16 protein-coding genes and 1 pseudogene are annotated in these 17,263 nt (G+C 65.8%); 15 read left to right on the plus strand and 2 right to left on the minus strand.

What is annotated here, in order from left to right:
* Together EN780_RS11430 and EN780_RS11440 are read right to left on the minus strand one after the other, a co-directional pair.
* Positions 1-473 (minus strand): NAD(P)-binding protein (locus tag EN780_RS11430; protein WP_133372600.1); only part of this gene is annotated, 473 nt, incomplete at its 3' end.
* A gap of 310 nt (positions 474-783) precedes the next feature.
* Positions 784-1,575 carry a cyclase family protein gene (locus EN780_RS11440; protein WP_128273781.1) on the minus strand — a complete coding sequence of 264 codons (792 nt, stop codon included), beginning with the start codon at positions 1,573-1,575 and terminating at the stop codon, positions 784-786.
* A gap of 119 nt (positions 1,576-1,694) precedes the next feature.
* Here EN780_RS11440 and EN780_RS11445 point away from each other — a divergent pair, with 119 nt between their 5' ends.
* From EN780_RS11445 to EN780_RS11525, 15 genes and pseudogenes are all read left to right on the plus strand, one after another.
* Positions 1,695-3,269: an NAD(P)/FAD-dependent oxidoreductase gene (locus EN780_RS11445; RefSeq protein ID WP_128273783.1), complete on the plus strand. Its 1,575-nt coding sequence runs from the start codon at positions 1,695-1,697 to the stop codon at positions 3,267-3,269.
* Between the two features lie 112 nt (positions 3,270-3,381).
* The gene (locus EN780_RS11450; RefSeq protein ID WP_128273785.1) at positions 3,382-4,908 is read left to right on the plus strand and encodes an ABC transporter substrate-binding protein; all 1,527 of its coding nucleotides are present in this window, start codon (positions 3,382-3,384) and stop codon (positions 4,906-4,908) included.
* A 70-nt stretch (positions 4,909-4,978) separates the two neighbouring features.
* Positions 4,979-5,986: an ABC transporter permease gene (locus tag EN780_RS11455; protein WP_128273787.1), complete on the plus strand. Its 1,008-nt coding sequence runs from the start codon at positions 4,979-4,981 to the stop codon at positions 5,984-5,986.
* Positions 5,979-6,827, plus strand: a complete 849-nt coding sequence (locus EN780_RS11460; RefSeq protein WP_128273789.1) for an ABC transporter permease — start codon at positions 5,979-5,981, stop codon at positions 6,825-6,827. Before EN780_RS11455 ends, EN780_RS11460 begins: the two co-directional genes overlap by 8 nt.
* On the plus strand, positions 6,824-7,705 hold the full coding sequence (locus EN780_RS11465; protein ID WP_128273790.1) for an ABC transporter ATP-binding protein: 882 nt from the start codon (positions 6,824-6,826) through the stop codon (positions 7,703-7,705). The genes EN780_RS11460 and EN780_RS11465 overlap by 4 nt, the downstream gene beginning before the upstream one ends.
* On the plus strand, positions 7,698-8,528 hold the full coding sequence (locus EN780_RS11470) for an ATP-binding cassette domain-containing protein (protein ID WP_127391691.1): 831 nt from the start codon (positions 7,698-7,700) through the stop codon (positions 8,526-8,528). Before EN780_RS11465 ends, EN780_RS11470 begins: the two co-directional genes overlap by 8 nt.
* 69 nt (positions 8,529-8,597) lie before the next feature.
* Positions 8,598-9,197 (plus strand): VOC family protein, encoded by a 600-nt coding sequence (locus tag EN780_RS11475; RefSeq protein ID WP_128273792.1) that lies wholly within the window; start codon positions 8,598-8,600, stop codon positions 9,195-9,197.
* 128 nt (positions 9,198-9,325) lie between these two features.
* Complete coding sequence (locus EN780_RS11480) at positions 9,326-11,620, plus strand: bifunctional salicylyl-CoA 5-hydroxylase/oxidoreductase (RefSeq protein WP_128273794.1); 2,295 nt, start codon at positions 9,326-9,328, stop codon at positions 11,618-11,620.
* Complete coding sequence (locus tag EN780_RS11485; RefSeq protein WP_128273796.1) at positions 11,617-12,390, plus strand: SDR family NAD(P)-dependent oxidoreductase; 774 nt, start codon at positions 11,617-11,619, stop codon at positions 12,388-12,390. Before EN780_RS11480 ends, EN780_RS11485 begins: the two co-directional genes overlap by 4 nt.
* Positions 12,384-12,854, plus strand: a complete 471-nt coding sequence (locus tag EN780_RS11490; protein WP_127285418.1) for a MarR family transcriptional regulator — start codon at positions 12,384-12,386, stop codon at positions 12,852-12,854. Before EN780_RS11485 ends, EN780_RS11490 begins: the two co-directional genes overlap by 7 nt.
* Positions 12,851-13,663 carry an enoyl-CoA hydratase family protein gene (locus tag EN780_RS11495; protein WP_128273798.1) on the plus strand — a complete coding sequence of 271 codons (813 nt, stop codon included), beginning with the start codon at positions 12,851-12,853 and terminating at the stop codon, positions 13,661-13,663. Before EN780_RS11490 ends, EN780_RS11495 begins: the two co-directional genes overlap by 4 nt.
* A gap of 210 nt (positions 13,664-13,873) precedes the next feature.
* Positions 13,874-15,022, plus strand: coding sequence for an acyl-CoA dehydrogenase family protein (locus EN780_RS11505; RefSeq protein WP_128273800.1), 1,149 nt, complete (start codon positions 13,874-13,876; stop codon positions 15,020-15,022).
* A 48-nt stretch (positions 15,023-15,070) separates the two neighbouring features.
* Positions 15,071-15,466: a RidA family protein gene (locus EN780_RS11510; RefSeq protein ID WP_127285415.1), complete on the plus strand. Its 396-nt coding sequence runs from the start codon at positions 15,071-15,073 to the stop codon at positions 15,464-15,466.
* Between the two features lie 399 nt (positions 15,467-15,865).
* Positions 15,866-16,594: a GntR family transcriptional regulator gene (locus EN780_RS11520; RefSeq protein ID WP_128273802.1), complete on the plus strand. Its 729-nt coding sequence runs from the start codon at positions 15,866-15,868 to the stop codon at positions 16,592-16,594.
* Between the two features lie 166 nt (positions 16,595-16,760).
* Positions 16,761-17,263, plus strand: a pseudogene (locus EN780_RS11525) (aminotransferase); the annotation flags it as partial.

Below are 17,263 nucleotides of genomic sequence, written 5' to 3' on the forward strand. Positions count from 1 at the left end.
CCGGTGAGCAGCTTGGTCGTCGGATAGGACCACAAGGCGCCGCCGAGCAGGCCGAACAGCAGGCCGGCATTGCGCTCGATGCCACCGACATCGTTGCCGTGGCGGTCGCCGTCGCCCGAGGCGACCTTGTTGAGCGCAGCGATGTTGGCGGCGCGGTCGGTGCTGAGCACGGCATGGCTGCCGTCGGGCCTCAGCACGCCGGTCGGGGTCGCGGTGTGGCAAAACTCCAGCCCATGCCGCGCCAGGTCCTTGCCAAGTGCTGCAAAGGCCGGCGAGGTGATGAACAGCACAAAGGTCGTCGCCATCACGTCATGGACGAAGCCGGGCGCGGTGATCTCCTCGGTGCGCATGCAGCCGCCGATGCGGTCGTTGCGCTCGAGCACGAGCACCTTCGCGCCCTTGCCGCCCAGCATCGCCGCGCAGACCAGGGCGTTGATGCCGCTGCCGACGATGATGTGATCGGGGGCGTTCATTGGATGCTCCCGGGCGCTGGCAGTTGAAGGTCAATCGCGCAAAGCCGCGTTCCTGCGCGCCCCCCTCTGCCCTGCCGGGCATCTCCCCCACAAGGGGGGAGATCAGCTTGCATCGCGGCTTTCGCCAATTGTCCACGGTGCAGGGTTGAGCGGGGCGCCGAAACTGCCAATCTCTCCCGAAGTGGGGGAGATGTCCGGCAGGACAGAGGGGGGCGCCGTAGAGCGCTGACGCTCCAAGACGGCCGCCTCGACTTCATCATCACGACATTGCCTGCGAGCATGATCTTCTCCCGAAGACCGCCACCTCGCCCTATTTGCCCGGCACCAGCGCCAGGGCGCGGATCGGGCTGCCGGTGCCGTGCTCGATCTTGAGCGGCGCGGCGATCAGGATCGCGCCTTTCGGCGGCAGCTGGTCGAGGTTGCATAGGCTGGCCAGACCATAGCGGTTGGCCTTGTGCATCAGCGTGTGCGCCGGGAACGGCGGCTCCATGCCGCCGGCCTTGCCGGCATCGGTGCCGATGGTCTCCGAGCCCCAGCCCTTGATGTCCTTGCCGATCAGGAACTGGATGGCTTCCGCCGTCGGGCCCGGCGTATGCGGGCCCGTCTCGTTGGCGTTGAGGAACTCGGCTTCCGAGCCGTTGCGCTTGTACCAGTCGGTGCGCATCACCACCCACTCGCCGGGATTGATGGCGCCATGCTTGGCTTCCCAGGCCTTGATGTGGTCGACGGTGAGCAGGAAATCGTGGTCGGCGGCTGATTCCTTCGAGCAGTCGATGACGTTGACCGGGCCGACGAAATTCTGCGCCGGAATGGTGTCGGTGGCGCCGTCCGGATAGTCCTTGCCGGTGATCCAGTGCTGTGGCGCATCGAAATGCGTGCCCGAATGCTCGCCGAGCTTCAGCCAGTTCCAGGCCCACCACGGCCCGTTCTTGTCATATTTGGAGATGGCGTGGATCTCGACCTTCGGCGTGTCGACGGCGAGCTCCGGCGGCAGCTTGATCAGCGGCGTGTTCGGCCCGAGCGGCGCCGACAGGTCGACCACGCGGATGGCGCCCGAAAGCAGCTGGCCGGCGACCTCGCCGAGGAGTTTTTGCGTGTCCATGGTCTCAGTTCCCTCTTTGTCGATGAAGATCGAGGCTCGTTGCGGCCCTTAATATCCTACTAGACGAAAACATATGCATCTGCAATTATCTTTAAGCATAAAGCATTTTGGGGCGAGGCGTGAGCGAGTTCGACGCCATCTTTGTCGGGGCGGGCCACAACAGTCTGGCATGCGCCGCGCATCTGTCGCGCAAAGGCTGGAAAACTGCCGTTTTTGAACGCAGTGCAGCAATCGGCGGCGCGGTGCAGACCGGCGAATTCACCTTACCCGGCTTCCGCCACGATTTTGGCGCGATGAATCTGAGCCTGTTCGCCGGCTCGGCCTTCCACCGGAAATATGCAAATGAATTGAAAAACCACGGGCTGGAATTCGCTCCGGTGGCGGACTGTTTCGCCAGCGCCTTCCCGGACGGCAAATGGTTCGGCGTCAGCGACGACCTGGAGAAGACCGCCGCGCGGCTGGCCGCCTTCTCCGCAGCGGACGCCGATACTTGGCGGCGTCTTGTCGACGCCTTTCCGGGCGAAGCCGAGCATCTGTTCCGGCTGCTGGGCTCGCCGATGAGCGCCCGCGCGCTGGCCGGCACGGCCTGGAAGCTCTGGCGCAAGAAGGGCGTTGCCGGCGCGCTCGACACCGGCCGGCTGCTCCTCTCCTCGCCGCGCGCGTGGCTGGAAGAAAATTTCGAGACGCCGCATGTGCGCGCGACGCTCGCCGCCTGGGGCATGCATCTCGACTTCGCGCCCGACATCGCCGGCGGCGCCGTGTTCCCCTATCTGGAATCGATGGCCAACCAGAGTTTCGGCATGGTGCTGGGCAGGGGCGGCGCCGACACCATGATCCGCGCGCTTGCCGGCATGGTGACGGCGGCTGGCGGCAAGATCGCAACCGGCGCCGAGGTCGCCGAGATCACGGTCGCGGGCGGCCGGGCGACCGGCGTGCGGCTCGCGTCCGGGGATTTCCACGTTGCCAGCAAGGCAGTGATTGCCGGCGTCGCGCCGAAGGCGCTGCCGGGCAAGCTTCTGCCCGACGGTTCCGGCGATGCCGGTTTCGACGCGGCGATGAAGAAATTCCGTTACGCGCCAGGCACGATGATGATCCACCTGGCGCTGGACGACCTGCCCGACTGGAGCGCTGGGGCCGAGTTGCGCCAGTTCGCCTATGTGCATCTTTCGCCCTCGCTCGAAGCCATGTCGCGCACCTACCAGCAGGCGACAGCGGGCATGCTGCCGGACCAGCCGGTGCTGGTTGTCGGTCAGCCGACGGCCGTCGATCCGTCCCGCGCGCCCGCAGGCAAGCATGTGCTGTGGGTGCAGGTGCGCATGCTGCCGGCCGGAATCCTCGGCGACGCGGCCGGCAGGATCGAGTCCGGTCCGTGGGACGCGATCAAGGACACCTATGCCGAGCGCGTGCTCGAGATCATCGAGAGTTACGCGCCGGGCCTGCGCCAAAAGATCCTCGGCCGCGCCGTCTTCTCGCCGCTCGATCTCGAGCGCGAGAATCCGAACCTCGTCGGCGGCGACCAGGTCTGCGGCAGCCATCATCTGGCGCAGAATTTTCTCTTCCGCCCGGCCCGTGGCTACGCCGGCTGGAACACGCCGGTCTCAAACCTCTACCTCACCGGCGCCGCGACATGGCCCGGCGCCGGCACCGGTGCCGCCTCGGGCTTCATGCTCGCTGAACAGCTAGGCGGGAGGTAGGAGCGACGATCTTTCCGGGATGCAGGGGGCAAGGCGCGGTTGCCCAAGGAGCCTGAACCCAACGATCGAATGAGAATGCCGCGCGAAGAAACACAACCACAGGGGAACGACCATGACCATCAACAGACGTGACTTGCTCGGATACGGCGCGGCGGCGATCGGCGCGACCGCGCTCGGCCTGCCGAAGGCAGCCAAGGCGGCGGGAGAACTGACCATCGCCTACAACGTCAATTTGCCGTCCTGGGACCCGACGACCGGGCCCTCCGCCGTCAACCCGACGATCCAGGGTCTCTACCAGTCGGTGTTCGACCAGTTCATCCCGCAGAAGCCCGACCTTTCCTTCACGCCCGGCCTGCTCACCGAATGGGGCTGGAACGAGGACCGCACCAAGGTGACGATGACTGTGCGCGAGGGCGTGAAGTGGCATGATGGCTCGCCGTTCACGCCTGAGGACGTAGTCTGGTCGCTGCAGCGGGCCGGCGACGAGAAGACCGGCAACCCGATCCAGTTCGTCTGGAAGAACGTCAACAATTTCAAGATCGACGGCAACAAGATCACCGGCGATGTCGTGCAGTTCGACCCGGTCTATTTCAAATGGATGTCGTTCCTGACCGGCTACATCATGCCGAAGGCCTATTACGAGAAGGTCGGCGCCGAAGGCTTCGAGAAGGCGCCTATCGGCACCGGCCCGTACATGGTCGACAAGTTCGAGCGCAACGCCTTCCTGCGGCTCAAGGCCAATCCGAACTACTGGGGCGCCAAGCCGGCCTTCGAGAACGTGACGATCAAGTTCGTCACCGACGCGGCGAGCCGCGTCGCCGAGATAGAGTCCGGCTCCTCTCAGGTGACGCTGGAGATCCCCTATGAGGAATATGACCGGCTGATCACCAAGGACGGGCTCGCCGGCTCGATCAAGAACGTCTCCGACATCGGCATGATCTTCTTCAACGACATCGAGGCGATGCTGGACAAGAACGTCCGCCAGGCTGCGGTGATGGCGGTGGACAAGGAGCTGCTTGTCAAGCGGCTGCTGCGCGGCTACGGCCAGCCGATCGCCACGCTGGAGACGCCGGAATACACGGCCTTCGATGCTTCGATCAAGGTCGAGCACAATCCGGAAAAGGCGAAAGAACTGCTCGCCGCTTCCGGCTTTTCGCCGGAGAAGCCGGTCAAGTTCACGATCCAGACGACCAAGGGCTTCAAGCCCAAGGATTATGAGATGATCCAGGCCATCGTCGGCATGTGGCGCAAGGTCGGCATCGAGGCGACGATCGAGGTCTACGAGATCGCCAAGCACTATGAGCTGCGCGCCGCCGACAAGCTGGCGCCGGCGGCCTTCTACAACTGGGGCAACGCGATCGGCGATCCGACGACGTCGACCGGCTTTGCCATGTACGGCCCGAGCCCGCATTCGGTCTGGGACAGCAAGGACCTGATCGACATGATCAACCCGCTGTGGGGCGAGAAGGACGAGGCCAAGCGCATCGCCGGCTGGAAGGCGGTCGACAAATACATCGCCGAGCAGGCCTATGTGCTGCCGCTGATCCAGTATGCGCAGCCGATCGTGCACGCCAGGGGCGTCAATGTGGTGCAGCACGTGTCGGGTGCCTTGCTGCCGGCGCTGATGACCCCGGCCTGATCATCGGCCTTGGATTGCCGCGCGCCGTCGCGAAGACGGCGCGCATTTTTTCATCCGGGCATACAGGCTGATGCTGCTGCAAAGATTCCTCGTTCGTCTGCTGACGATGCTGGTCACGCTGTTCGGCGTGGCTGTGGTCGTCTTCGTCGTCATCCGGGTGGCGCCCGGTGACCCGATCGCGATGATGCTGCCGCCCGGCGCCAGCGATGACGATATCGCGCGGCTGCTGGCGCTCTACGGGCTCGACAAGACCATCGTGCAGCAGTTCTTCATCTGGCTCGGCGGCGTCCTGCGCGGCGATTTCGGCACCTCGATATCGCTGCGGCAGGATGTGCTGGGGCTGGTCTTCGACCGGCTGCCGGCGACGCTGGAGCTTGCGACCGTGGCGCTTCTGATGGCGGTGGCCATCGGCGGCACGGCGGCGATCCTTGGGGCGCGCGAGCGCGGCACGGCGTTCGAGGCCGGCATCGACATCGCCAGCGGCACCGCGCTCTCCATCCCCGATTTCCTGTGGGGGCTGGTGCTGATCCTGCTGTTCGGCGTCCTTGTCCCGGTCTTCGACATTTCCGGCCGGGTGTCGCCGCAACTCGACCTGCCCTTCGTCACCCAGTTCTATCTCATCGAGAGCTTGCTTTGGCTTCGCTTCGATCTCACCTGGGACCTGCTCAAGCACATGCTGATGCCGGCCGTGGCGCTGGCGCTGCCGCTGGCCGCGATCATCGCGCAATTGCTGAAACAGTCGCTGAAGGAGGTGCTCGACCTCGACTATGTCGTGCTGGCGCGCGTGAAGGGCTTTTCGGAGACGCAGGTCATCCTGCGCGAAGCGCTGAAAAACGCTGCGCTGCCGACGCTGACGCTGGTCGGCGTGCAGTTCACCTTCCTCATCGGCGGCACCGTCATCGTCGAGCGGCTGTTCTCCTACGAGGGCCTCGGCAACATGGCGATCGACGCCGTCATCAACCGCGACCTGCCGCTGATCCAGGGCATCGTGCTGGTCTTCGCGCTGCTCTTCGTGCTGATCAACCTCGCCGTCGACATGATGTACGCGCTGCTTAATCCGAGGCTGCGCCATGGATGACGCCCGCATCTCCCGAAGCGGCTCGAGCCCGAGGCTATGGCTGGCCGGCGGCTGGCTGCTGCTCGCGCTGCTGGCGGCAGTCCTTGCGCCGCTGATCGCGCCGCAGGACCCGTTGGCGCAGGACCTGATGCTGGAGCGCCTGCCGCCCTTCTGGCTGGACGGCGCCGAGCCCGGCTATTGGCTGGGCACCGACAGCCTCGGCCGCGATCTGCTCTCACGATTGATCTTCGGCGGCCGCATCGCCTTCATAGTCGCCTTCGCCGCCGCTGCGGCCGCTTGCCTGGTCGGCTCGGCACTGGGGCTGATTGCCGGCTATTTTGGCGGCTGGGCCGATCGCATCATCTCGCGCATCGTCGACATCTGGATGGCCTTCCCGCCGGTGCTGTTCGCCATCCTTCTGGTGGCGGTGCTGGGCACCGGCCTCAGCTCCGTCATCATCGCCATCGCCGTCATCGACTGGACGCGCTTCTGCCGGGTCATCCGCGCCGAGGCGATGGGCCAGGCGCGCATGGACTATGTCGAAAGCGCGCGCATCGCCGGCTATGGCCGTATCGGCATCATGCTGCGCGAGGTGTTGCCCAACGTGCTGCCGTCGATCGTCGCGCTGCTGTCGCTGGAGATGGGCATCGCCGTCATCGTCGAGGCGATCCTGTCCTTCGTCAACCTGTCGATCTCGACCGACGATCCGACCTGGGGCGGCATCATCGCCGAAGGCCGGCTGTCGATCCACCAGGCCTGGTGGGTGCTGGTGTTTCCGCTGATCACGCTGATCCTCACCGTGCTGTCCTTCAGCCAGTTCGGCGAAGCGCTGAAGGCGCGTTTCGATCCGGTGCTGCGATGAGCGCGGCCTGTCTCGACATCCGCTCGCTCAGCGCCGTGCTGCCCAACGGCCAGCGCGTGCTGCGCTCGGTGTCGCTGTCCGTCCAGCCGGGCGAGATGCGCGCGCTGGTCGGCGAAAGCGGCGCCGGCAAGACGATGATCGGCAAGGCGGTGCTCGGCGTGCTGCCGACCAGCGTGCGCGTCGTCGAAGGCGACATGCTGCTGGAAGGCGAGGATCTCGGCGCCCTGCAGCCCAAGGCGCGGCGCAATTTGATCGGCGCCCGCACGGCGCTGATCCCGCAGGATCCGCTGACCGCGCTCAACCCGTCGCGCCGCATCGGCCCGCAGATGACCGACAGGCTGGTCCGCATCCTCGGCTGGAGCGGCGAGCGAGCCGACAGCCGCATCCGCCAGTTGCTCGACGAGGTGCAGATACGCGACCCCGAGCGCGTGCTGAAAAGCTATCCGCACGAACTGTCCGGCGGCATGCGCCAGCGCGTGCTTATCGCGGCAGCCTTCGCCGCCGAGCCGAGGCTGATTGTCGCCGACGAGCCGACGACGGCGCTCGACGTGACGGTGCAGAAGCAGATCCTGCGGCTGATCGCGCAGCTGCAGCGCGACCACGGCACGGCGATCCTGTTCGTCACCCACGACCTCGGCGTCGTCGCCAAGATCAGCCAGAAAGTGTCGGTGCTCTATGCCGGCAAGGTGGTCGAGGAAGCCGACACCGCCGAGCTCTTCGCAGCACCCCGGCATCCGTACACACGGGCGCTGATCGCGGCGACGCCGCGCTACACGGACCCCTACGCATCGCTGAAGCCGGTGGACGAAACGGTGCTCGCCGGGCTGGCAGCGGAGATCGCTGCCGCCGACCAGTCCTGGAGGCCAGGCCATGGCTGAGCCGCTGTTTTCCGTGCGCGGGTTGAAGGTGGCGCTGCCCGACATGACGCGCAAGCCGCTGATCGGCCGCGCGCCACTGGCCGAAATCCTGAAAGGGCTGGATTTCGACCTGCCGAAGGGATCGGTGACTGGCATTGTCGGCGAGTCCGGGTCGGGCAAGTCGACGCTCGGCCGTACCCTGGTGCGGCTGCTGGAGCCGAGCGCCGGCTCGATCAGCTTCGAAGGCCGCGACATCAGCAATCTGTCGGAAGCCGAACTGAGGCCGCTGCGTCGCGACTTGCAGATGATCTTCCAGGACCCGATGTCGTCGCTCAACCCGCGCCATACGATCTTCAACATCATCGCCGCGCCGCTGAGGCAGAACGGCCTCGGCGACAGGCTGAAGGAACGCGTGGCGGAAGCGCTGCAGCGGGTCGGCCTGCCGCAGAATTTCGCCAGCCGTTACCGCCACCAGCTCTCGGGCGGCCAGCGCCAGCGCGTCGGCATCGCGCGAGCGCTGGCGCTGTCGCCGAAATTCGTGCTGGCCGACGAGATCGTCTCCGGCCTCGACGTGTCGACGCAGGCGCAGATCCTGACCCTGCTGGAAAAACTGGCGGCCGAAATGGGGCTGACGGTAGCCTTCATCAGCCACGATCTGTCGGTGATAAGGCGGCTCTGCCAGCAGGTCATCGTCATGCGCGAGGGCAGGATCGTCGAGGCCAGCGCCACCGATGCGCTGTTCGAAAATCCGAAGCAGGCCTACACGCGCGATCTGCTCGCCGCCATCCCGCTGCCCGAGATCGATCCGGACTGGCTGCGACCGCCCGAAAAGGCTTCGGCATAGACCTTTCCGCACGCCGAACAGCGGGCCTCGGATGTGCGTCTTCAGGCCAGCCCGCGAATGGAGGGTGACATGAACTATGCAACCCGCGGCGCGCTGCTTGCCGCAATCCTGCTCGGCTCAATGGGAGCGGCCGCGGCGGATTCTATCCCCGGCATGCGCGGGCACGACCACACAGGCATCACCGTGCCCGACATGAAGCAGGCCGTCGATTTCTTCACCAATGTCGTCGGCTGCAAGAAGGCGATGGCGTTCGGCCCGTTCGCCGACGACAAGGGCACGTTCATGCAGGATCTGCTCGGCGTCGACCCGAAGGCGGTGATCGAGGAGATCACGCAGATCCGCTGCGGCTACGGATCGAACATCGAGCTGTTCAAATACACCGCGCCCGACCAGAAGGACCTGACGCCTAAGAACAGCGACATCGGCGGCTTCCACATCGCCCTCTATGTCGACGACGTCGCCGCCGCGAAGGCCTATCTCGACGGCAAGGGCGTCAAGACGCGCATGGGGCCGCTGCCGGTCAAGGAAGGGCCGGCCGCCGGCCAGACCATCCTCTATTTCCAGGCGCCCTGGGGGCTGCAGCTCGAAGCGATCAGCTATCCCGACGGCATGGCCTACGAGAAAGGCGCCGAGACGGTGCTGTGGAGCCCGAAGGATCCGGCCAAGTGACCGATCCGCAGGGCGCGCAGGCAATTATTCAATCATGAAACTTCAAGCTTGAAATAATTTCGCGTCGGCGCGATACTGGGAACCGGGACCGCCGTAGCGGCCCCGGAAGCGAAGAGGAGATCGCAGGCATGAAGGTTGCGGTTCTCGGCGGCGGCCCGGCCGGGCTCTACTTTGCCATCTCGATGAAGCTGCGCGACGCCGCCCATGAGGTGACGGTGTTCGAGCGCAACCGCGCCGACGACACCTTCGGCTGGGGCGTGGTGCTGTCGGCCGAGACGCTCGATAACCTCAGCCGCAACGATCCGGTCAGCGCGGTCTGGATCAAGAAGCATTTCGCCTATTGGGACGATATCGCCGTCATCCATGACGGCGTGCGCACCGTCTCCTCCGGCCACGGCTTCTGCGGCATCGGCCGCAAGCGCCTCCTGATCCTCTTGCAGCGGCGGGCACACGAGCTCGGCATCAAGCTGCAGTTCGAAACCGATATCGCCGACCCCAGGCCGTTCATGGAATCGCACGATCTGGTGGTGGCGGCGGACGGGCTGAACTCGAAAGCGCGCGGCGCCTTCGCCGAAATCTTCAAGCCCGATATCGACACCCGCAAATGCAAATTCGTGTGGCTGGGCACGAAGCAGAAGTTCGACGACGCCTTCACCTTCATCTTCGAGAAGACGGAGCATGGCTGGGTGTGGGCACACGCCTACCAGTTCGACAGCGAGACCGCGACCTTCATCGTCGAATGCAGCGAGCAGACTTGGGATCGCTTCGGCTTCGGCGCGATGTCGCAGCAGGAATCGATCGCGGTCTGCGAACGCATCTTCGCCAAGCATCTCGGCGGCCATGCGCTGATGACCAACGCCAACCACATCAGAGGCTCGGCCTGGATCAACTTCCCACGCGTGCTGTGCGAGCGCTGGTCCTACAAGAACCTGGCGCTGATGGGCGATGCGGCGGCATCGGCGCATTTCTCGATCGGCTCCGGCACCAAGCTCGCGCTGGAAAGCGCCGTAGCGCTGGCCGACTATGTCGAGTCCGAGCCCGACCTCGAGGCGGCATTCCGCAAGTACGAAGACGCGCGGCGCACCGAGGTGCTGAAACTGCAGTCGGCGGCGCGCAACTCGCTGGAATGGTTCGAGGAGGTCGAGCGCTATCTCGGCCTCGATCCGGTGCAGTTCAACTATTCGCTGCTCACCCGCTCGCAACGCATAAGCCACGAGAATCTCAGGTTGCGCGACGCCGAGTGGCTGGGTGCCGCCGAAGAATGGTTCCAGCGCCAGGCGGGCGCCGGCGGCAACAGGCAGCGCCGGGCGCCGATGTTCGCGCCATTCAAGCTGCGCGACATGGCGCTCAACAACCGCATCGTCGTGTCGCCGATGGCGCAGTACAAGGCCGTCGACGGCTGCCCGACCGACTGGCATTTTTCGCACTATGCGGAGCGCGCCAAGGGTGGCGCCGGGCTGCTTTACATCGAGATGACCTGCGTCAGCCCCGAAGGGCGCATCACGCCCGGCTGCCCAGGCTTTTACGCGCCCGAACATGAGGTGGCCTGGAAGCGGCTGGTCGACTTCGTCCACAGCGAGACCGAGGCAAAAATCTGTGCCCAGATCGGCCATTCCGGCGCCAAGGGCTCGACCCGCGTCGGCTGGCAGGGAACGGACGTGCCGCTGCCCTCAGGCAACTGGCCGGTGATGGCGCCATCGGCCGTGGCGTGGTCACCCGAGAACCAGGTGCCGAAGGCGATGGATCGCGCCGACATGGACAGGGTGCGCGGTGAGTTCGTCGCCTCTGCCGAGATGGCAGCCCGCTGCGGCTTCGACATGCTCGAAATCCATGCGGCGCATGGCTACCTGCTCTCCTCCTTCATCACGCCGCTGACCAACCGGCGCACCGACAACTATGGCGGTTCGCTGGAGAACCGCATGCGCTATCCGCTGGAAGTCTTCCGCGCGGTGCGCGCGGCGTGGCCGGCGGAAAAGCCGATCTCGATGCGCATCTCAGCCAATGACTGGGTCGGCATCGAGGGTGTGACCCCATCCGACGCGGTCGAGATCGCAAAACTGCTGCATGAGGCCGGCGTCGACCTTTGCGACGTGTCGGCCGGGCAGACCTCGATCGCGGCAAAACCCGTCTACGGCCGCATGTTCCAAACGCCGTTCTCCGACCGCATCCGCAACGAGGTCGGCATGGCGACGATGGCGGTCGGCAACATCTATGAGCCGGACCATGCCAACTCGATCCTGATGGCGGGCCGCGCCGATCTGGTGGCGCTGGCCAGGCCGCATCTCACCGATCCCTACTGGACGCTGCATGCTGCGGTGGCGCTCGGCGACCGCGGCGTCAAATGGCCAGATCCCTATTTGCCGGGCCGCGACCAGCTCTACCGGCTGGCCGAGCGAGAAGCGGCCGCGGGGCTGAAAGTATGAGCGCGGCTCAAGCGATCGCCGGCAGGCACGCGCTGGTCACTGGCGGCGGCTCAGGCGTCGGCAGAGCCATCGCACTGGCGCTGGCGGAAGCGGGCGCCAACGTCACCATCTGCGGACGGCGCGAGGCAGCGCTGGCTGACGTTACGCGCGAGAGCGGGCGCATCTTTGGCATCGCCGCCGATGTGACGGACGAGACAGAAATGGCCGCCCTCTATACGAAAGCGGAAGCCGCACGCGGACCGTTTGACATCCTCGTCGCCAATGCCGGCATGGCCGGCAGCGCGCCGGCGCACAAGACCTCGCTCGCTGACTGGCAGCGCACGCTCGACGTCAACCTGACCGGCGCCTTCCTGACGGTGAAGCCGGCGCTGGCCGGCATGCTGGCGCGCAAGTCGGGACGCATCGTCTTCGTCGCTTCGACGGCCGGGCTGAAGGGCTACGCCTATGTGGCCCCTTACGTCGCGGCCAAGCACGGCGTCGTCGGCCTGATGCGGGCGCTCGCGGCCGAAACCGCCAAGTCCGGCGTCACCGTCAATGCAGTCTGCCCGGGCTTCGTCGACACGGAGATGCTGGAGCAGTCCATCCAGCGCATCGTCGACAAGACCGGCCGGGCTGCCGATGAAGCACGCGCAAGCCTTGCGGCGACGAACCCGCAAGGGCGCTTCATCCAGCCTGAGGAGGTCGCCGAAGCGGTGTTGTGGCTGTGCGGCGACGCCGCCCGCTCGATCACCGGACAGGCGATCTCGGTTTCGGGAGGCGAGACATGGTAGCCGGTCCGCTGCCCACGCATTCCGGTCCCGGCAAGGACAGGCTGCGCCTGTGGATCAGGCTGCTGCGCGCCTCGCGCACGATCGAGGCCGAACTGCGCGAACGGCTGAAGACGGAATTCAACACCACGCTGCCGCGCTTCGACGTGATGGCGGCGCTCTACCGGTCGCCCGAAGGCATGCTGATGAGCGACCTGTCGCGCTTCCTGCTGGTGTCGAACGGCAATGTCACCGGCATCGTCGACCGGCTGGTGTCGGAAGGGCTGGTGACGCGGGCGCGCCGCAACGGCGACCGCCGCACCTCGATGGTGCGGCTGACCGAGGACGGCTCGAAGGCATTCGCGGAGATCGCCGCCGCGCATGAGAATTGGGTCGGCGAACTGCTCGGCAACGTCAGTGAGGAAGAGGCGCGCCGGCTGACCGGCATGCTGACTTCGTTCCGCAGCAATTGGGAGGGACGCGAATGAGCGCCATGGCCAATCTCAAGCCCAAGCATTTTCTCTGGGAGGTCGAAGGCAAGGTCGCCAGGGTCCGGCTCGACCGCCCCGAGCGCAAGAACCCGCTGACCTTCGACAGCTATGCCGAACTGCGCGACACGTTTCGCGATCTCGTCTATGCCGACGATGTCGACGCCGTGGTGTTCCTGCCCAATGGCGGCAATTTCTGCTCGGGCGGCGATGTCCACGACATCATCGGGCCACTGGTCAAGATGGACATGAAGGCGCTGCTCGCCTTCACCCGCATGACCGGCGACTTTGTCAAGGCGATGCTCAACTGCGGCAAGCCGATCATTTCCGCTGTCGACGGCGTGGCGGTCGGCGCCGGCGCCATCATCGCCATGGCCTCCGACATCCGCATCGCCACGCCGGAAGCCAAAACCGCCTTCCTGTTCACCCGCGTCGGTCTTGCCGGCTGCGACATGGGCGCCTGCGCGATCCTGCCGCGCATCATCGGCCAGGGCCGCGCCGCGGAGCTGCTCTACACCGGCCGTACCATGAGCGCGGCCGAAGGCGAGCGCTGGGGTTTTTACAACCGGCTGGTGGAGCCGACCGCGCTCGAGGCCGACGCGCTCGACATGGCGGCACGCATCGTCTCCGGCCCGACCTTCGCGCATGGCATCACCAAGACGCAGCTCAACCAGGAATGGTCGATGGGCATCGACCAGGCGATCGAGGCGGAAGCGCAGGCGCAGGCGATCTGCATGCAGACCGGCGATTTCGAGCGGGCGTACAAGGCGTTCGTGGCGAAGGAAAAGCCGGTGTTCGAGGGGAATTAGCGATGAATGGTTTTCGCCCAGGCACCCCCCTCTGGCCTGCCGGCCATCTCCCCCGCAAGGGGGGAGATCGGCTGCCTCCACGCCGCCGCCCATCCTGCAATGCTGGCGATTGGCGAAAGCATAGCTTTCAGCTGATCTCCCCCCTTGCGGGGGAGATGTCCGGCAGGACAGAGGGGGGTGTGAAGGAACGCGACGCAGGAGGCTTTCGCTATGCCTGACCGTTCCTTCCTCAACTGGCCCTTCTTCGAGGAGCGCCATCGCCAGCTCGCCGACCAGCTCGACGCCTGGTGCGCGAAGAACCTGCCGGTCGACCATCACGATGTCGACGCCGCCTGCCGGGAGCTGGTGGCTAAGCTCGGCCGTGACGGTTGGCTGAAGCCGACGGCGCTCGACACGGACAATCCCGGACCGCTCGACGTGCGCACGCTCTGCATCACGCGCGAGACACTGGCCCGCCATGACGGGCTGGCCGATTTCGCCTTCGCCATGCAGGGGCTCGGCACCGGCGCGCTCAGCCTGTTCGGCACGCCGGAACAACAGCATTGGCTTGACCAGACGCGGGCCGGCAAGGCGATCTCGGCCTTCGCGCTGTCGGAGCCGCGCTCCGGATCGGACGTCGCCAACATGGAAATGACGGCCACGCGCGACGGCGACGATTATCTGCTGACCGGCGAGAAGACCTGGATTTCCAATGGCGGCATCGCCGATCTCTACATCGTCTTCGCCCGCACCGGCGAGGCGCCGGGCGCCAAGGGGATTTCCGCCTTCATCGTACCGGCCGAGACCGAAGGCCTGAGCATCGCCGAGCGGCTGGAGACGATCGCCCCACACCCGCTGGCGCGACTGGCATTCGACAACGCCCGCGTCCCCGCTTCCGCGCTGATCGGCAAGCCCGGTGACGGCTTTCGCATCGCCATGTCGGTGCTCGACGTGTTCCGCTCGACCGTGGGTGCCGCGGCACTCGGTTTTGCCCGTCGTGCCCTGGACGAGAGCGTTAGTCGCGCCGCTAAGCGCGAACTGTTCGGCGCGCCGATGGCGGACCTGCAGATGGTGCAGGGCCACATCGCCGACATGGCGCTGGACGTCGACGCCGCGGCGCTTCTCGTCTACCGCGCCGCCTGGACCAAGGACATGGGCGCCCCCCGCGTCACCCGCGAGGCGGCGATGGCGAAGCTGTTCGCCACCGACCGCGCGCAGGAGGTGATCGACACGGCCGTGCAACTGCATGGCGGCGACGGGGTGCGCAAGGATCACATCGTCGAAAGCCTCTATCGCGAGATCCGTGCGCTGCGCATCTATGAAGGCGCATCCGACGTGCAGAAGGTGGTGATCGCGCGGCAAGTGATGGGAGCGGCGTGAATCGGTCCATGCCTTGCAAACCGCATTTGAATTAGGGGGAGTCTAGTCATGCACACCATCCTGCAGCCGGAAGGCTGGGCAAAGCCCATCGGATACGCCAACGGCGTCGCCGCGCGCGGCCGGCTGGTGTTCGTCGGCGGCCAGGTCGGCTGGAACGCCGAGTGCCGTTTCGAGACCGACGATTTCGCCGGCCAGGTGCGCCAGACGCTGGCCAACATCGTCGCGGTGCTGGCGGAAGCGGGCGGCGAGCCGCATCACATCACTTCGATGACCTGGTATTTCACCGACAAGGCCGAGTATCTCGCCAACCTCAAGGGGATCGGCGAGGCCTACCGCGCGGTCATCGGCCGACACTTCCCGGCCATGGCCGCCATGCAGGTGATGGCGCTGGTCGAGGACCGCGCCAAGGTGGAGATCCAGGCGACGGCGGTCATACCGGAGTGAATTGCGCCAAGTCGACAGGCGCGCCGAAAACTCGCGCTGAAAACCAAAGCGTCAGCGCCGCCCCTCACCTGCCTGCCGGCATCCTCTCCCCGTATAGTGACGGGGAGAGGGGTGCTGTCGCCGGCGGTTTCGCCACTGACCAACGTTGCGGGATGGGCGCCTCGCTTGCGACCGCTCCCTTCTTCCCGTCATTATACGGGGAGAAGGTGCCGGCAGGCGGATGAGGGGCAGCGCTGTCGTTTGAAGGCATAGGCCCGATTCGATCAGAGATCATCGCCTTGACTATTCGAACCGCCGCTTGGCTCTAAACACAAACTGTGATCAGATGATCACGCTTGCTTCGGCGGGCGCACTCGGCATCGCACATAGCTTCTGCCGGCATCTGAGGAAAGCAAAACCGTGGCTCTGGGCTTCGAACCCGTATCGGGACGCATCACCGTCCAGGATGGCGTCTACCAACAGCTCCGCCATGCCTTGATGGTCGGCAGCTTCGATCCGGGACAGGTGCTGACCATCGCCGCGCTGGCCGAGGCCTTCGGCACCTCAAACATGCCGGTGCGCGAGGCCTTGCGGCGGCTGGCGGCGGAGAACGCGCTGGAGATCTCGCAGAACGGCTCGGCCTGCGTGCCGGTCGTCACGCGGGCGCGGCTCGACGACCTCTGCCGTGCCCGCCTGGCGGTCGAAGGGCTGGCGGCCGAGCTCGGCGCGCCGCGCCTGACGGCGGTCGAGATCGCCAGCCTGCAGCGCATCACCGACGACCAGCAGGCGATCGGCCGCGACGGCAGCATCTATGAGCTGATCGCCAAGAACCAGCAGTTCCATTTCATCATTTACCGCGCCTCAGGCTCGGACGTGCTGTTCCAGCTAATCGAAACGCTGTGGCTGCGCTTCGGCCCCTATATGCGGCTGTTGTCCAACCACGTGGCGCCGCTGATGCGCGCCGGAACCATGGAACCGTCCGGCCGGCATATCGCGATCATCGCCGCGCTGAAGGACAAGGACTTTGCTCGCGCCCGCGACGAGGTGGTGGCCGACATCACGGCGACCCAGATGACGCTGCGCGCCATCTGCCCCGATGTGCCAGAGCCCAAGACGGTCGACTTCACCGGTTTCGGCAAAGCTTCCTGATCTTCCTCAGCTTGGGCTGACCCAAAGACCGAGAAGGTCCTGTCGCGGCCGCGCTGGACCAAAGCAATCGGCTGCTTATTGGCACCTCGCCGTTTTTCTTTAGCCTTAAAGGATTGATCCTCGCTCCGTTTTGTGATCACATGATCACAAGGGAGCGAGACAGAAGATGTCCGGCTATTTTCTCTACCACTCGATCGGCACTTTCCCCGGCAAAGCCGAGCGGATGGCTGCCGCGCTGGCGGACTTCTCCGGCATCTGGTCGGCGCAAGACGATGGCCAGTGGCCGGCGGCGCTCGCCGCGCGGCAGCGCTTCATCGATGCCTGGATCAGGCTGATCGAAGCACCACATGGCACGCTCACCACCGCTGAGAATGTCACCGCCGCGCTCCACAGCCTGATCGGCGCCCTGCCCTCCGAGCGTCTGGCGGGAAAGCGCCTGCTGGTTGCCGCCGATTGTTTTCCGAGCCTGCATTTCCTGCTGGCAGGCTTGGCCCAACGTTTCAATTTCACGCTCGACACCGTGCCGCTCAGGCCTGGCGAAAGCTGGGTGCGCGACGAGGATTTCGTTGCCCGCTGGCAAGAGGATGTCGGGCTGGCGCTCATCACCTTCGTGACCTCGACGGCCTCGCACCGCTGCGATGTGGCGAAGCTCGCGGCGCATGGCCGGGC

It is taken from the genome of Mesorhizobium sp. M4B.F.Ca.ET.089.01.1.1, from assembly GCF_004022605.1.
Classification (GTDB): Bacteria; Pseudomonadota; Alphaproteobacteria; order Rhizobiales; family Rhizobiaceae; genus Mesorhizobium; species Mesorhizobium abyssinicae.